12 protein-coding genes and 1 pseudogene are annotated in these 16,995 nt (G+C 53.9%); 5 read left to right on the forward strand and 8 right to left on the reverse strand.

What is annotated here, in order from left to right; all coding sequences use genetic code 11:
• Positions 1 to 28 precede the first annotated feature (28 nt).
• Complete coding sequence (locus tag INT84_RS15315; protein WP_194207477.1) at positions 29 to 496, forward strand: lysozyme; 468 nt, start codon at positions 29 to 31, stop codon at positions 494 to 496.
• On the opposite strand, the gene INT84_RS15320 is transcribed toward INT84_RS15315, so the two are convergent.
• Entirely contained in the window at positions 493 to 1,107 is a 615-nt protein-coding gene (locus tag INT84_RS15320; protein WP_194207478.1) for a response regulator transcription factor, read from the reverse strand. The genes INT84_RS15315 and INT84_RS15320 overlap by 4 nt on opposite strands.
• A gap of 395 nt (positions 1,108 to 1,502) precedes the next feature.
• The gene (locus tag INT84_RS15325) at positions 1,503 to 2,261 is read right to left on the reverse strand and encodes an SDR family NAD(P)-dependent oxidoreductase (protein ID WP_194207479.1); all 759 of its coding nucleotides are present in this window, start codon (positions 2,259 to 2,261) and stop codon (positions 1,503 to 1,505) included.
• A 117-nt stretch (positions 2,262 to 2,378) separates the two neighbouring features.
• On the opposite strand from INT84_RS15325, the gene INT84_RS15330 reads away from it, so the two are divergent.
• The 3 genes from INT84_RS15330 (at position 2,379) to INT84_RS15340 (ending at position 6,004) form a co-directional block, all read left to right on the forward strand.
• Positions 2,379 to 3,278: a LysR family transcriptional regulator gene (locus tag INT84_RS15330; protein ID WP_194207480.1), complete on the forward strand. Its 900-nt coding sequence runs from the start codon at positions 2,379 to 2,381 to the stop codon at positions 3,276 to 3,278.
• Between the two features lie 55 nt (positions 3,279 to 3,333).
• Complete coding sequence (gene yhjD / locus INT84_RS15335) at positions 3,334 to 4,404, forward strand: inner membrane protein YhjD (protein WP_194207481.1); 1,071 nt, start codon at positions 3,334 to 3,336, stop codon at positions 4,402 to 4,404.
• 274 nt (positions 4,405 to 4,678) lie between these two features.
• On the forward strand, positions 4,679 to 6,004 hold the full coding sequence (locus INT84_RS15340; RefSeq protein WP_194207482.1) for an MFS transporter: 1,326 nt from the start codon (positions 4,679 to 4,681) through the stop codon (positions 6,002 to 6,004).
• 189 nt (positions 6,005 to 6,193) lie between these two features.
• Here the strand turns inward: INT84_RS15340 and INT84_RS15345 are convergent, their stop codons facing one another.
• Entirely contained in the window at positions 6,194 to 8,254 is a 2,061-nt protein-coding gene (locus tag INT84_RS15345; protein WP_194207483.1) for an AsmA family protein, read from the reverse strand.
• A gap of 146 nt (positions 8,255 to 8,400) precedes the next feature.
• Positions 8,401 to 9,168: pseudogene (gene pdeH, locus INT84_RS15350) on the reverse strand (cyclic-guanylate-specific phosphodiesterase); the annotation flags it as partial.
• A 233-nt stretch (positions 9,169 to 9,401) separates the two neighbouring features.
• Between pdeH and INT84_RS15355 the strand changes: the two are divergent.
• Positions 9,402 to 10,331: a sugar kinase gene (locus tag INT84_RS15355; RefSeq protein WP_194207485.1), complete on the forward strand. Its 930-nt coding sequence runs from the start codon at positions 9,402 to 9,404 to the stop codon at positions 10,329 to 10,331.
• A 372-nt stretch (positions 10,332 to 10,703) separates the two neighbouring features.
• Here the strand turns inward: INT84_RS15355 and INT84_RS15360 are convergent, their stop codons facing one another.
• The 4 genes from INT84_RS15360 to INT84_RS15375 all read right to left on the reverse strand — a co-directional run bounded on the left by INT84_RS15360 (position 10,704) and on the right by INT84_RS15375 (position 16,992).
• Positions 10,704 to 12,197: a pitrilysin family protein gene (locus tag INT84_RS15360; protein WP_194207486.1), complete on the reverse strand. Its 1,494-nt coding sequence runs from the start codon at positions 12,195 to 12,197 to the stop codon at positions 10,704 to 10,706.
• Positions 12,198 to 12,387: 190 nt separating this feature from the next.
• Positions 12,388 to 13,674, reverse strand: a complete 1,287-nt coding sequence (dctA, locus tag INT84_RS15365; RefSeq protein ID WP_194207487.1) for a C4-dicarboxylate transporter DctC — start codon at positions 13,672 to 13,674, stop codon at positions 12,388 to 12,390.
• A gap of 155 nt (positions 13,675 to 13,829) precedes the next feature.
• Positions 13,830 to 15,836, reverse strand: a complete 2,007-nt coding sequence (gene hmsP, locus INT84_RS15370) for a biofilm formation regulator HmsP (RefSeq protein ID WP_194207488.1) — start codon at positions 15,834 to 15,836, stop codon at positions 13,830 to 13,832.
• A 157-nt stretch (positions 15,837 to 15,993) separates the two neighbouring features.
• Complete coding sequence (locus INT84_RS15375; RefSeq protein ID WP_194207489.1) at positions 15,994 to 16,992, reverse strand: glycosyl hydrolase family 8; 999 nt, start codon at positions 16,990 to 16,992, stop codon at positions 15,994 to 15,996.
• Between the last annotated feature and the right edge of the window lie 3 nt (positions 16,993 to 16,995).

Genomic DNA, 16,995 nt, shown 5'->3' on the forward strand with positions numbered 1-16,995 from the left:
TGCCAGCCAGTAACAGGAGGAAATAACTATGGCGCAGCAACCGTTAACGATTAGTCTGGCAGGCATTGAGCTGATAAAAAAATATCAGGGACTTAACCTGGAACAATATCAGGATGAAAGTGGACTCTGGGTGATTGGCTATGGGCATATGATCGCCTGCTATGAAAACTTTGCCGGCCCGCTAACGCCAGAAACGGCTGAAGCCCTGCTGATCCTGGATATTCAGCGCTGCCAATGTTTGCTGCAACAGTGCCTGGAAATTAGTCTGAATCAGCCGCAATATGACGCCCTGGTTTCCCTGGCATTGAGTTGTGGTAATGAAGCGTTTTACCAGTCAGCGATCCTCAAACATATTAACGCCCGCCAGTTTGATGAGGCGCTGGCAGAATGGGAAAAAGCGATTGTGCTTAATGGAAGGAAGATTAACAGCCTGACGCCGCAACGTCAGGCTGAGTGCGCCTTATTTCTTCAGGGTGGTGAAGTCGGGACGCGTTAGTGGCAGCTTGTTTCGTTAAACATCATCGCTGCCTGAGTACGATTTTTAACATCAAGGCGGCGGTAAATAGACTCAAGGTGAGCCTTAACCGTGCCGGCGCTGATATTCAGCGTACGACTAATTTGTTTATTAGAATCACCTGCGGCCAGTAGCTTCAGTATTTCGCGCTGCCGACTACTAAGGTGCTGTAACTCCTGATCGTTGTCACTTTCTTCATGTGTTACCAGCCAGTCACCTGGCAGACACATCAACCCCATTGCCACACTATTAATCGCTATCGCGAACTTATCAGGCTCTGAATCGCGCTGTACGACCGCCAGGACGTTATAACGCAACGCGTCCTGTAACCACTCTTTCGTACAATCAGACGCCACCAATAACACCCGACTCTGGGGGAAACGCTCGTTTTTCTCCTGAAGGATGGACTGGCAAAGATCGCGCTCTATATCACCATCGAGGATTAAAATAGCCTCGGGGCGATCCTCCAGACAACGCCACAGATCCTCTGCCTGACTGAGCCCCTGGATATCTATTTCCGGAATCAACTCCTGTAAACTTATCTTCATTCCATGTATAAATATTGACTGCCTGTCAAACATGATCACCTGCATTACTCTTTCTCCATCGAAAAGCTATTGACCCATAAGCATGGTGGAAGGGTATTCTCAGCAAGCTGAAATAAATACTTGCTGCTTAGCCTGGGGCATTTTACCGATGATGATGAGAAGTAAAAGATAATGTTCGTCAATAATTACCGCCGTGGCATAATTATTACAAATTAGTGATTTACATCAACCTTTTATTAAGGATTTCCTGAAAGGAATAAACGGTAGGCATATTATTAATATTAATTCAGGGGGATATTAACGAGCCTGTGTCAAAAGGGGAAGGGGAATTTCCCAAGAGTTTGTTACAAAGTAATATTTAGCATTAAAAGTGAAAAAACATTCTATTTAAGATTAATGAAAGTAATGTCAGCTTTTCTCATAAGAAAAGCTGATTTTTATTACAGCAACATCCCGCCAGAAACCTCTACCCGCTGCGCCGTCATCCAGTGGAGTTCGTCGCTTAAAAGCACAGCAATGGCATTGCCGATATCCTCCGGCAAGCCTGCTCGTCCCAGCGCGGTTTGTGAAGAGACGAACTGATTAAGCTGCGCATTATCACGTACCGCACCGCCGCTGAAGTCGGTTTCAGTGGCACCGGGTGCAATGCTGTTCACCGTGATCCCGCGCGCGCCCAGCTCTCTGGCCTGGTAACGCGTCAGCACCTCCATAGCACCCTTCATTGCGGCATAGGCGCTGTGTCCCGGCAGCGTAAATCGCGCCAGCCCGGTTGAGACATTCAGAATACGCCCACCATCAGCCAGCAGAGGTAATAAGCCCTGCGTCAAAAAGAAGGGACCTTTAAAATGGATGTTCATTAATTCGTCAAATTGCGCTTCTGTCGTGTCAGCAAAAGAGGCGTGTAAGCCGATTCCGGCATTGTTTATTAAATAATCAAAATTGTGACGCTGCCAGAGGTCATTAAGCCGTTGGTGGACCTCAGCGATAAAATCGCCAAAACCTGCTGTATCGCCGACATCCAGCGCCAGTGCTACCGCCTTGCCCCCTTTTTGCTCAATTTCACGCACGACATCCTGCGCGGCGTTCGGGTTTTTATGATAAGTGAGGATAATCGCAACTCCCCGCTCCGCCAGTTTTAGCGCTGCGTTTTTCCCCAAACCACGGCTGCCACCTGTCACTAATGCAATACGTTGCTTCATAAAAACCTCATTTCAGCGTTGTGTTGATTGTGAAACAGCTTATTAGCTGCTAAAGAATCAATAAAGATTGCAATTTGTGTTTTACTGTTTCACTTACAACAACAATAAGGGGCCGCGATGGATAAAATTTACGCAATGCAATTATTCGTTCGCGTAGCAGAGCTGGAGAGTTTTTCCCGTGCAGCAGAAGCGCTCAGGCTACCGAAAGGGAGCGTGTCGCGCCATATTCAGGCGCTCGAAAATCAGCTTCAGACCCGGTTGCTGCATCGCACCACCCGGCGTGTTCAGCTTACGCAGGATGGAATGGTGTATTACGAGCGGGCGAAGGATCTACTCAGCAATCTGGAGGAGCTGGATGGCATGTTCCAGCACGATCCCGGCAGCCTGAGCGGAATACTGCGCGTGGATATGCCCGTGGCGATGGCTAAAAATATGGTCATTCCCCACCTGCCCGCTTTTGTACAGCAGTATCCAGGAATTGAAATCGAACTCAGCAGCAGCGACCGGCTGGTGGACGTGATCCGTGAAGGCTTTGACTGCGTGGTGCGGGTCGGGACGTTGAAGGACTCCGGTCTGATTGCCCGCCCGCTCGGTAAGATGTCACTGATTAACTGCGCCAGCCCGGATTATCTGGCGCGTTTCGGCTATCCGGAAACGCCGGAGGATTTAGCCAGTCATGCCCTGGTTTACTACGCGGTGAATACCGGCGTGCGTCCGCAAGGATTCGAAATTTACAGCAATAACGTCACACGCTGGGTGAAGGCAGGCGGTATTTTAACGGTCAATAGCACCGAAACGTATCACGCGGCATGTCTGGCGGGGCTGGGGATTATTCAGGTTCCACGGGTGGGCGTGAAGGACGCGTTGCGCAGTAAAAAACTGGTTGAGATCCTGCCGCAGCACCGCGCGCAGCCGATGCCGGTCTCGCTGATTTATCCGCACCGGCGTAATCTCTCCCGGCGCGTACATCTGTTTATGGAATGGTTAACTGGCGTAATGAAAACCTACGTCGATTAACCGTGACTATAATTGCCTTATACGTCACGTATTCATAAAAAGGAATCTCTCTCTAATGACGCCGGAAAATGATGAAAAGCGCCCCGTAACCGAGCTGGACTATAAGCCCGTCAAAAAGGTGGTAACGGACGATCCTCCGGCTACAACGCCGGATGCCCAGAAAGACGAGAAGGAAAAGCCAGAGCCTGAAAAGAAAGAGTCTGACGGCGGTGTCATCGCGACGGTGACGGAGACGGCGGAAAAAATCCAGCGCCGTCCCATGATTGCGCACCTGATCCGCGCCACGGAACGCTTTAATGACAGGCTGGGTAATCAGTTTGGCGCGGCCATCACCTATTTCTCTTTCTTATCGATGATCCCTATCCTGATGGTCTGTTTTGCGGCCGCTGGTTTCATCCTCGCCTCTCACCCGACGCTCTTGCAGGATATTTTCAATAAAATCCTCGACAGTGTGAATGACCCGACCACGGCAACGACCCTGAAAAGTACCATCAGTACCGCCGTGCAGCAGCGTACCACGGTCGGGATTGTCGGCCTGCTGGTGGCGCTCTATTCCGGGGTGAACTGGGTGGGCAACCTGCGCGAAGCCATCCGCGCCCAGTCGCGCGATGTCTGGGAGAGTAAAACGCAGGACGATGAAAAATTCTGGGTAAAATATATTCGCGATTTTATCTCGCTGATCGGTCTGCTGGTCGCGCTGGTGATCACGTTGTCGATTACCTCTATCGCCGGGGCGGCGCAGGAAAAAATTATCTCCTGGCTTTATCTGGACTACATCGACTGGCTGAAACCGGTCTGGCAGCTGATCGGCCTGGCGATATCGATTTGCGCCAACTATCTGCTGTTCTTCTGGATCTTCTGGCGTCTGCCGCGCCACCGTCCGCGTCGCAAGGCGCTGATGCGCGGGACGCTGCTTGCGGCGATAGGCTTTGAGGTCATTAAAATCATCATGACCTGGACGCTGCCTTCGCTGGCTACCTCGCCTTCCGGCGCGGCATTTGGTTCGGTGCTGGGCGTGATGGCGTTCTTCTACTTCTTTGCCCGTTTGACGCTGTTCTGCGCGGCGTGGATCGCGACGGCAGAGTACAAAGACGATCCGCATATGCCGGGTAAAGGGCACCATTAAAATCCCATCGCGGGCTGAGCGAAAAAGCAAAATCTTAGCCCGCGCCTTCATTTCAGCAGATAAAACTAACCTGTAACTTTTATTTAACCTAAACCTGGTTTTAAATGCTAACTTTTAAATTCTGTGAAGCATTTCATAGACCATAACTTACAGGTATGAACATTATTCACTTTTCGCTTGTTTTTTAACCGCCTCGCTATCCCCTTCAGGATTGAAATGTCGCTTTTGCTGTGCGTAATATGGCTTTTCGATGGTCATAAAATAAGAAATATCTATGCAAGCAACCGCCACAACTACGCTCGACAATGCCGCCGACATCGCACCGGTCAACTCCCGTAATAAGGTCGTCGTTGCCTCCCTCATTGGTACTGCCATTGAGTTTTTCGACTTCTATATTTACGCCACCGCTGCGGTGATCGTTTTTCCGCATATTTTCTTCCCGCAGGGCGATCCGACCGCGGCGACGCTACAGTCACTGGCGACATTCGCCATTGCCTTCATCGCGCGTCCTATCGGCTCAGCGCTATTTGGTCACTTTGGCGACCGCGTAGGTCGTAAGGTGACGCTGGTCGCGTCGCTACTGACCATGGGAATTTCGACGGTGGTTATCGGTTTGCTTCCCAGCTACGCCACCATCGGTATTTTTGCGCCGCTGCTGCTGGCATTGGCTCGTTTTGGTCAGGGTTTAGGTCTGGGCGGTGAATGGGGCGGCGCGGCGTTGCTGGCGACAGAAAACGCTCCACCTCGCAAACGGGCACTGTACGGCTCTTTCCCGCAGCTTGGTGCCCCGATTGGCTTCTTCTTTGCCAACGGCACGTTTCTGCTGCTCTCCTGGCTGCTGACCGACGAGCAGTTTATGCAGTGGGGCTGGCGCGTGCCGTTTATCTTCTCTGCGGTGCTGGTGTTGATCGGCCTGTACGTGCGCGTATCGCTGCATGAGACGCCGGTCTTTGCCAAAGTCGCTGCCGCGAAGAAACAGGTGAAAGTCCCGATGGGAACGTTGCTGTCGAAGCACCTGCGCGTGACCGTGCTGGGCACGTTTATTATGCTGGCAACGTATACGCTGTTCTACATTATGACCGTCTATTCGATGACCTTCAGTACCACGGCTGCACCGCAGGGGCTTGGTTTGCCGCGTAATGAAGTGCTGTGGATGCTGATGATGGCGGTAATTGGTTTTGGCGTGATGGTGCCGATTGCCGGGCTGCTGGCGGACGCGTTTGGTCGTCGGAAAAGCATGATTGTGATCACCACGCTGATTATCCTGTTCGCGCTGTTCGTGTTCCCGCCGCTGCTGGGCTCGGGAAATCCGCTGCTGGTGATGGCGTATCTGCTGATTGGCCTGAGCCTGATGGGGCTGACCTTCGGCCCAATGGGCGCGCTGCTGCCGGAGTTGTTCCCGACCGAAGTACGTTACACCGGGGCGTCGTTCTCTTATAACGTATCATCGATTCTGGGCGCGTCGGTTGCGCCGTATATCGCCACCTGGCTCCAGGCGAATTACGGTCTGGCTTACGTCGGGTTCTATCTGGCCGCGATGGCGGCGCTGACGTTGATTGCGCTGCTGCTGACCCACGAAACCCGTCACCAGTCGCTGTAATACCTTAACGCCGAATAAGCGCCGCACCGTAATGCCGGGCGGCGCTGCGCTTGCCCGGCCTACGATTAACTCCAGCCTGGCACCCACCTTCTGAATCAACCCCTTACACCAGACCGTAGGCCCGGTAAGCGAAGCGCCACCGGGCAGGGTATCGCGCCGCCGTCACGTTATACGGGGCGCGATTTTGCCTTACTTCTTCATCTGTGACAGGATGGTGCGGCACTGGTTTTCATTCCCTTCTGACGGGGAAATCAACGCTACCAGCGCGGCGGCTGGGGCGACCAGCGTTGCCAGCGCGGCGGCTACCGCACCACGGGCAATCAACGGTCCCGCCTTCACTCCCGCCTGCGGGTTCTTGAAGGTGCCACGTACGTACAACGGTGAACGCAGGGTGACGATACGGATGCCTTTACTTTCCGGGTCGATGGTCAAATCCATCTGCTCGGAAGCGAAGCTGGCAGTACCGGTCACGTTGATCAGCGCATTCTCAGTATCGAAGGCGAAGATTTGCGGACGCGCCACGCCGTTGACGATATCCAGGTTCGCCGCCGCACAGTTGACGCGGACTTCCTCATCACCAAACAACTGGCCGACGATAAAGTTACCCACGTTAAGCCCGACGATCTCCATCAGGTTGCGGCTGATCAAGCCATCGTTCATCAGCAGTTTCAGGTTACCGTTACTGCTGCCCAGCAGCGCCGCCACGGAGTTACCCGTTCCGCGGAACTCGGCGTCACCGTTCATTTCACCCAGCGTTTTCTGCATCATCTCTGAATCAGGCATCAGCTCTTTCAGCTTCAACCGGCGAGCCTGAATGTCCGCCACGCCGCGCATCGGCTTTTTATCGCCTTCAAGGTGAATATTGGAAGAAATCGTCCCGCCAGCCAGACCAAACTTCAGCGGCTGCAAACGCAGATCGGCATTCTTCAGGATGATATGCGTTGAGAGATCGCTAATCGGCAGGCTACTACCATGCTCAATACGACGCCCCTTAAAGCGCACGTCCGCATCCATCACATCCCACTTATCGGTTTCAAAGCGATCATACGGCAGCACTTTGTCAGCAGGCTGTACGCTCTTCTCACCTTTTTTCTGCTCGGATTGTTTCGACTTCTCGGCCCCTTTCCCCGAGTCCACGCCGATCAGCGGCCCCAGATCCGCCAGTCGTAGCTGGCGCGATTCCAGATCGCCTTCCAGCTTCGGACGCGGCTTACCGGTGGTGTAGGTCAGCGAGCCATGAATATCACTGTCGCCGATACGCCCGTTAAAGTTGCGATAGTCAAAGACAGAGGATTTCTCGGTATCGATTTTGGCGACCAGGCGGCCGTCCGTTTCGAACGGCGGGGTGTCCGGCAACAGCACGCCGGTTAAGTCATACAGCTCGCCCAGCGAATCGCCGGAGAACTTGAGGCGCAGATCGACACCGCCCATTTTCATCGGATCGTTAACCGTACCGTCAAACGCCACGCGGGTATTGCCCGAACGGAAATCGGCCTGCACCGGGAACGGCGTGCCTTCACTGCGCAGCGCCAGCATACCGCCGATTTTACCCGTGCCGGTGAGCGGCTGCCCGTTGTAGCGCCCTTTCGCTTTCAGGCCAAACACGTAGTCGCCGACTTTACCCTTGTCTTCCTTACCTTTACTACCGGTAACTTCGCTAAAGGGCAGCGGCTTACCTAACGGATCGACCAGAATTTCGATATCGGCGCGGCTGACCTTATCGTCAATGGCGACACGACCACGGTCGAAGAGAATATTGTCGAGACGGAAAGACCAGGCGGAAGGCTGGGCGTTCTCTTTTTTCTCGTCGTCCGACGCCAGATTAAACGTCCAGTTATCGTTTTTCTCAGACAGACGGATCAATCGCGCGTCAGGCTGCACGAATTTGACCCACGGCAGATAAACCGTTTTGCTTAACAATGCCAGCGGTGCCAGCGTCGCCTCTACGCGCGGCAGATGCACCATGGTGACTTCCGGGATATCCGGCGGGTTACCGAGAATAATATCTTCCGCATGAACATGCGGCCACGGCACCCAGCTTCGCCAGCCCGTTTCCTGTTTTTGCCGCTCCCATACCACGCCCAAATCACCACGAATGGCGAAGGGGCGATTAAGCTCCGTAGATACTTTTTGGTTGATGGTCGGCTTCAGACGATTCCAGTCAAAGGTCGCGATAATAATGATGGCAACTACGATGAGCAGCACCAGCGTCCCTAAGATAATGGCAAGTATTTTACTTGTTTTCGACATGCCTCACTCCGCTTTCTGATTACCTTACCTGTCCTAAAGATAGTTGAGGCTGGCAGAAAAGGGAGCGGCAGTTTCCTTAATTATGAAAGAGTAACCTGCTTAAACGCGTGCGAAATGCCTGAGGGTGAGATCATCCATTCCGGCGAGAGTTGCATCACCACATCGTCGAGAGTGGCCATAGGCACTGGCCGGGAGAGGAAGTATCCCTGAGCGGCAAAGGCGGGCGACTGCTGGACATCATGCCATTCTTCCAGCGTTTCAACGCCTTCTACAATCACCCCCTGGCAATAGCGATTCATCAACTGGATTAGCAGGGTAAACAAGTTGCGGCCTTCCGGCGTTTTGCGCAGCATGATAAACAGATCGCGCGCCACTTTGATGTAGTCGTAGCGCACTTCACTCAGCGCGGAGAAATTCGCCATCCCGGTGCCGAAGTCGTCCAGCCATAGCGGGCCAAATTCGCAGAACGAAGCGAAAGACGAATCCACCGGCAGACTAATGTGTTCAACCAGTTCGAGACGCAGCCAGGAGAGGCTGTCTATCGTCGCCAGCAGCACTTTGTCCTGCCGCATGGCGAGCAGCGTTGGCCCGTCAACGTTTACCGATGCCAGAATCTGATTGCGTTCAAAAAATTCCTGCTTTTGCTGCAACACCGCGAGCTGTGCTTTCACCACGTCAATACGCTGCCGCACCGCGACCTCGGCAAAATAGCGGTCGGGAGGAATACGCTGCCCGGGATTATCAGGATGGGTCACAATCGTCAGAATTTCGATCGCCATCAGGCGGCCGTCCGTTCTGTAGATCGGCTGATAGGTCCAGGCAAGCTTACATTGCAGCCAATAGCGCCGCTCCTGAAGGCTTTCAATCTCTGCTTCAGGAATGTTCAGCCGCTGGATAACCTGCTTTAACTTCATCTCAGAAATCCTGTGCAAAGGGGATGATCTGTCGGTACTCGTCACAGAGTTATCGGCGCACGAATTGAGAACTTTATGTTCAACGGCGGGCAAATTGAAAATCTGCACGGCAAAAGACGCCAATAACACGCGTCAGCTCAAAAAAATTATGGAACGTTGTTTTAATATAGTTGACCGAAAAATCTTCACAGAGCAGACTAAGCTCATTTCCCGCTTCAGGTCAGGTTAACTGTATGTCTAAGAAAATTGCCGTCATTGGCGAATGCATGATTGAGATGTCAGAGAAAGGTGCAGAAGTGAAGCGCGGCTTCGGCGGCGACACGCTTAACACCTCGGTCTATATCGCGCGTCAGGTCCCTGCCGCCGCGCTGAGCGTTGAGTACGTGACCGCGCTGGGTAACGATAACTTCAGCCAGCAGATGCTGGATGCCTGGCAGAGCGAAAATGTCGGTACTGGCCTGATTCAACGGATGGCAAACCGGCTGCCGGGACTTTATTACATTGAAACTGACGATACCGGCGAGCGCACATTCTGGTACTGGCGTAATGAAGCGGCAGCAAAATTCTGGCTGGATACGCCGGAAGCCGTTGCCATCTGCGAGAAGCTGGCAACGTTTGACTATCTTTATCTGAGCGGCATCAGCCTGGCCATTCTCAGCCCGTCCAGCCGCGAGAAATTGTTCTCCCTGCTGCGTGAATGCCGCGCCAACGGCGGCCAGGTGATCTTCGACAATAACTATCGCCCGCGCCTGTGGGCCAGTCAGCAGGAGACGCAGCAGGTGTATCAGCAGATGCTGGAATGCACCGACATCGCCTTCCTGACGCTGGATGATGAAGATGCGCTGTGGGGGGAGAAACCGGTTGAGGAGGTGATTTCACGTACTCAGGCGGCGGGGGTGAAAGAAATCGTCATCAAACGCGGCGCGGAGTCGTGCCTGGTCGCGGTGGACGATGAGCCGATCGTTGAGGTCGCCGCGGTGAAACTGCCGAAGGAGAAGGTGATCGATACCACGGCTGCCGGGGATTCCTTCAGCGCAGGCTATCTGGCGGTACGTCTGACCGGCGGTGATGCGGCTGAAGCAGCGAAACGCGGACATCTGACTGCCAGCACGGTGATTCAGTATCGTGGGGCGATTATTCCGCGCGAAGCCATGCCGCAGTAATATTAAACCTGATTGGCTAGTGTATGTGACGTTTTGCCGGGTGGCGGCTTCGCCTTACCCGGCCTACAAATTATTCTCTATCAACCCGTTGCACCACTTCTGTAGCCCCGTGCAAGCGAAGCGCCGCCGGGCATCATTCCACGGTATAGCGTTTGTCAGCGGTTTACAAGTCATTGCATATCAACAGGTCGCACCCATTTCGTAGGCCCGTGCAAGCGAAGCGCCGCCGGGCATCACTTCATGGTATAACCGTTGTCAGTGTTCTGAGTAAGTTTGTATCACCAGGCCAGCAACCTGTAGATATCGCTGGCCTTGATAACCATTTCCACGCTGGCGGCCCCGCCATGAGGCCGCCAATAAAAGGCGAAACGATTACTGCGCCGGCGGAATATCCGTCACTTCCGGATGCACATCTTCCTGTGCCGTAGAAGACGCGGCAGGTTCAGCTGGCAGCATGATGTCATTCCAGCTTGCCTGAAGCTCCTTCATGTCATATTCCGGCTCGCCTTTCGGCTGTAGCAGGACCAGCGACATATCCTGAGAAAGCTGCTGGCGCAGATCCTGATTCAGCACTTCCAGCGTCAGGCCATCGAGGAAATTCTGCCGCAGCTTCTGATACTGCTCCGGCGCGATATCCACCACCTGATTTTGCAGGGAGCGCATCCGCTGGCTGATCAGGACGTCGGTATCGGTACGCGCATAGGTCGCAAAGAGTTTTTGCAGCTCCAGCTTCTTCTGCGCCACCAGCGCGTTGAACTCCTCTTCCGTCAGCCCTTTTTCGCGCAGGGTTGCCAGTTCGCGGGCCACCGTCACCAGATTAGTATTCAGCTTCTCATTCGGAGAATCGATATTAATACCGCACTGCGCGCGCTGGTAAAGCACACGGCAGTCAAAGCCCATGCTGATATCTTTGGCGTTGCTTTTACTCAGGTTTTGCTGGACGTGCCAGTACAGCGCTTCACGCGCCAGATCCGCACGCCAGTAGCGTTGTAGCGCCGCGGATTCGCGGATCGGCTGCCACGGGTTATCCCACATCACCGACAGGCGATCCTGCGCCACGGTGTCGGTCATGAGGCTTACGGCATTGCGCGGCAGCGGCGAGAGCGTTGGCATCGGCGCAGGCGTTTCGCGCTTGCCTTTCAGTTCGCCAAAGGCTTTGTTGATTTGTTCCGAAACGCTGCGGCTGTCAACGTTACCGACCACAATCAGCGTCATCGCATCCGGGGTGTACCATTTCTGATAGAAAGATTTCACCTGTTCCGCATCCACCGGTTTTTTCAGCGGATCGGCCGGATCGTGGCCCAGCATGGTCGATCCTTTCAGGCGGTAGCGCCACCAGCCTTCTTTGGTATCCATCGGCCAGGTCATGACTTTATCTGCACTGTCAGGCGTTGCGCTGATGGTTTCAGGCGTAATGTTCAGCCTGCCGGAGCTGTCCGCCAGCCAGGTCAGCGCCTCTTTCAGCAGATCGTTGCGGTTATTCGGCAGGCTGAGATTAAACATGGTGTGGTCGTAGGAGACGACGGCGGGCGGTAAAGGGCGATTAGGATCGGTGCCCTGCTGCCACAAGGATTGCGCCTGCACCGGCTGTAAACTGCCATGCTGTGAAAGCGCAATCTGAGGAATAAAGTGGCTAAAGCCAATCTGCTGTGTATTTTCTGTCAGTGAACCGGTGTTAATGAGCAGACGAATTTCAATACGATCGCTGGGGCGCTGCGGGGTGGATAACACCTGCCACTGAAAACCATTCGCCAGCGTTCCCTGTTGCCAGGCCGGGTCAGGCTGGAGTGCTTCTGCCTGCACATAACCAGCCGTTGCAATCATCAGCAAACCACCGGCTAAGAGTCGAATTTTTGTGCCCTGCATGTAAACCCCTGATCAACATTCCTGGTAATAAAGACAAAGACCATCCTGCAATGAGGATTATTTTGAGTATGGAAAAGCCATTTCTAAGACCACGCAAAGCGGAAAATGTCGCGCTGGCTTCAGAAAATAATCACCAATTATGCTCAGGAGGCCGTAGCCCTTCAAGGGACTACGGCGATAAGGGGCGGAATTAAGAGGATATTTCGTGCGTTTTGCCATCTGGCGCACGGTTATTCAGGGTATCGGTGAGCTTTTTATGATCAAGTTCTTTAACGCGTTTGGCGACGACGATGGTGGCCACGCCGTTACCAACCAGGTTGGTCAGCGCACGCGCTTCCGACATAAAGCGGTCAATCCCGAGGATAAGCGCCAGCCCGGCAACCGGCAGATGGCCTACCGCCGAAATGGTCGCCGCAAGGACGATAAACCCGCTGCCGGTTACGCCCGCCGCCCCTTTCGACGACAGCAGTAGCACCACCAGCAGCGTGACCTGGTGGAAAATATCCATATGACTGTTAGTGGCCTGAGCGATAAACACCGCCGCCATCGTCAGATAGATCGACGTACCATCGAGGTTAAACGAGTAGCCCGTCGGGATCACCAGCCCGACCACCGATTTACGGCAGCCCAGCCTTTCCATTTTATCCAGCATACGCGGGAGTGCGGATTCGGAGGAGGAGGTGCCCAGTACAATCAGCAACTCTTCGCGAATGTAGCGGATGAACTTAAAGATGCTGAAGCCGGTCGCACGCGCGATAGATCCCAGTACCACCACCACGAACAAAATACAGGTGGCGTAGAAGCAGAGGATCAGCTGCCCAAGTTGCACCAGCGTACCGACACCATATTTACCGATAGTAAACGCCATCGCACCGAATGCGCCAATCGGGGCCAGACGCATGATCATATTGATGATGCCGAAAATGACCTGCGAGAAGCTCTCAATCACGTTAAAAATGAGCTGGCCTTTGCTGCCCAGACGGTGCAGGGCAAAACCAAACAGCACAGCAAACATCAGCACTTGCAGGATGTTACCGCTGGCGAAGGCACCAATCACGCTTCCCGGAATGATATCCATCAGGAAAGCCACAATGCCCTGGTCTTTCGCCTGCTCGGCGTAAACCGCCACTGCCTGCGCGTCGAGCGTCGCCGGGTCGACGTTCATCCCGGCCCCTGGCTGCACCACGTTAACGATAATCAGACCAATAATCAGCGCAATGGTACTGACGACTTCAAAGTAAAGCAGCGCAACGGCCCCGGTCCTGCCAACCGCTTTCATACTTTCCATGCCGGCAATGCCCGTTACCACGGTACAGAAAATCACCGGCGCGATAACCATTTTAATGAGCTTCACAAACGCATCGCCCAGCGGCTTCATTTGTGCGCCGATGTCAGGGTAGAAGTGGCCCAGTAAAATACCGATGGCAATGGCAGTCAGGACCTGAAAATAGAGGCTTTTAAACAGTGAGGTTTTCATTAGGATGTCCTTAAGATAAAACCACAGGCATTGTAGGGTTGGTTCCACCTGCGGTTTTAAAATAACACCCAAGAAACATTCCAGAAATGAACCCAGTTCAAATTTGAAACATTTTTGTTAAAAAGTTAGAGCTGACTCGCACAAGCGCAATAAACTTACTCACCTTCCTTAACATGAAGCGCCCTGAACCAGGTTTGCTCGAACTGTTCCGGGGTCAACGCGCTGGCGAACAGGAATCCCTGAACATAATCAACTCCGGCGGCTTTCAGCCACTCATACTGCGCCTGCTCTTCCACGCCTTCTGCCACGATACTGAGATTAAGGCTTTGCGCCATCTGCACTATCGCCGACACCATACTGGTATCTTCCGGAATGCCATCCACAAAAATTTTATCGATTTTCAGCATATCTACCGGCAGCGATTTCATATGCTGAAGCTGACGCAGCCCGGCGTAGCCCATCCCAAAATCGTCCAGCGCAATACTCACGCCCGCGTTGCGCAGCGGACGCAGGATAGCAATGGCCGCCTGCGGATCGTCAATGCGGCGGCTTTCGGTCACTTCGAGGATCAGCGAACCCGGCTCAATACGATAGCGGTTCAACAGTTCAAGCAGGTCCGGCACCATGTCGTGATGCAGCAGTTGCAGGGCCGAAATATTCACCGACAGCGGCAGACGCAGGTCTTTTGCCCGCCAGGCGGCAAGCTGGCGACAAGCCTCTTCCAGTACCCAGTAGCCCACCGTGACCATCAGGCCACAGGATTCGATGGTATCAATAAGATCGCAGGGCAACTCCCACTGGCCGTTAGGCTGGAGCTGGCGCAATAACACCTCGGCACTACAGACTTTCCCGCTGCGGGTATCAATCTGCGGCTGTAGCCAGATGGCAAACTGTTGATTATCCAACGCATTGAGGATATCGCTCTCTTCTGTCAGACGGCGCTGTGCTTTTTCCATCTGCTCCGGATCGAAAAATTCAATCTGGTTTTTGCCTTTGCGCCGCGCGGTAAAGGCGGCGGAAAACGCCCGACGGTAGAGCTGTTCGGCAGAGAGGTCGCGATTAAACATGGCGATGCCAATGCTGGCGCTGGGGCGCAGCTGGATCCCCTGCACCGGTAGCCGCTCGTTAATAGAAGTGAGCACTTGCTGACCTAATGTAATCGCGTGCCACGGCTCTTTTACACCGTGCGCAATGATCGCAAAATCGTAGCCGCTGACCTGGGTCAGGACCATTTTAGGCGATAGCACGGCTTTCAGTCGCTCAACCAGTGTTAACAGCAACATTTCACGCTGGGTTTCCTGCAATACGCCTGCCGTATCCTGAAGCGTTTCACAGGCGATCACCATCAGCGCTGAGCCGCTGCTGCGCCCGGTGTTCTGATCCAGCAGCGCCAGCAGGAAGCTTTTATTCGGCAGTCCCGACACGGGGAACGTGGTGGAGTGGTCATTTAACTCTTCATAGTGCCGCATCAGGGCCTGTTGATTGCGGTTGTAGATGCGTGCCAGCATGCCGATCTCATCGTCGTGATGCAGATTTGGCAGAGTGAGCTGATGGCCCGGCGCATCATGGGGCGAGGTATCGTTGAGTTCGCGGGCCATCTGCCGCAGAGGGCGCACGAGTAAGCGACTACTGCCCCAGGTGATCGCCACGGTCATCACCAGCACCAGCAGTAAGTAAGCGGTTACTAATGTGGATATAGCACTCATCACGAAGCGGTACATGCGCCATGAGTCCGCCTGTAGCACCAGATACGCCAGCGGCTGCGGATTAGCAGGCCGTTCCAGCGAGTAGATCGGCAATGAGATCTGTACCGGCAGTTCGAAAATACGCGTGATGGTCACCGGCACGGGCCTTTCGGTGATAAAGCTCATGCGCAGCGCCTGGAACTGATTCGGTAAAACCACGTCGGCACGGCTGACAATTCCGGCAGGCTGGATGCGACGCAGTATCGTCTCCGCCTCCGGAATATCGCCTTTCAGAATAGAGGAGGAAAGCGGTTCGCGGACCGAGCGGGCGATGCTTTCAAGTTGAGATGCCGTGTCATAGCGACTCTGTTGCACAAAGTGAAAGAGTAAAATAAAGCAAAAAATAAACAAAAAAACCATGGCAACGACGGAGACCATCGCCATGTGTTTTATGGTTAGAGAACGGCTGACGCGCAAATTAACTCTCCACTAATACTGATCCAGAGCATCAGGTCAGGAAATGTCTCCTGGCCGGGGCCGATTATACCCGATCGTAAGACAATGAGAGAGAGAACGCGACGAATCCGCATTTACCGGTCAGCAAATGCGGAAGAATGCCACCTTTGCCAGCAGCTTAATTGCCTTTGGCGGCCATCCAGACCAGCATTTTGAGGCTGGCGGAGTAGTAATCGTCCTGGGCCGTGATCTGAGGTTCTGACTGACTCTCTCCCATCGTCAAATCGCGCACGGCCAGTAATCCGGCATTCATATTATATGGCGCACGCTCGCCGTTCACGACGTTAATCCACGCGGGCGTTTGCTCGCGCGGGAAAGCCTTCCACCACTGCCGCCAGGGCTGAAGCAGCGGACTTTGCGCATTTTGCCAGCGGATATAGAGCGGAATGCGGATCGCATCGTAGCTGACGCGCGGCGGCCACTCCTGCGCCGGGCTCAGACTGCCGTCAGCGGAAAGCGCCACCCAGTCCGTTGGCAACTGTGCCTCTCCCCACGCCATTTTACCAATCAGCGTCTGCCCGTCGCGCATCAGCTCCTGCCACACTTTAAGATAGCTGCGGCGGGCGAAATCCTGCCAGGCGGGAAAAATAAAGTAGGACGGATTCAGATTAACCCGTGTGTTCAGATTGAAACCGTTTTGTCCCGGCAGCATGACGCGGTAGCCGGCAAAGTCGATCACCGTATATTTGACTAATGCCTGAGTAATGGCGTCCGATGCCACACCGTAGCTATTATCCTGCCAGCGTTGCTGCGCCTTCAATAAAGCCCAGGCAATTAACACATCGCCGTCCGAAGCGTTGTTTTTATCGGCAATCGGATCGGCAGCGACCGGGTTATAGCGCCAGTAAAACAGCCCCGTCGATTTATTTTTTAAATGACTGTTGGTCCATAGCCAGAGCTTGTCGAAGGTTGGGCGGTCATTATTGGCGACCGCCATCAGCATGGCGTAGCCCTGCCCCTCGGTATGCGACACGTTGCCGTTGCCGGTATCGACAATTCGTCCATCCGGCATCAGGAAACGGGCCTTATAGCTCTCCCAGGCCGTACTTGCCTGAACAACAGAGGTAAACAGCAGCGCGGTCATGACTACAGTGGCAGATAGCGTTCGCAAAACCATAAT

The organism is Superficieibacter sp. 1612_C1 (assembly GCF_015234305.1).
Lineage (GTDB): Bacteria > Pseudomonadota > Gammaproteobacteria > Enterobacterales > Enterobacteriaceae > Superficieibacter.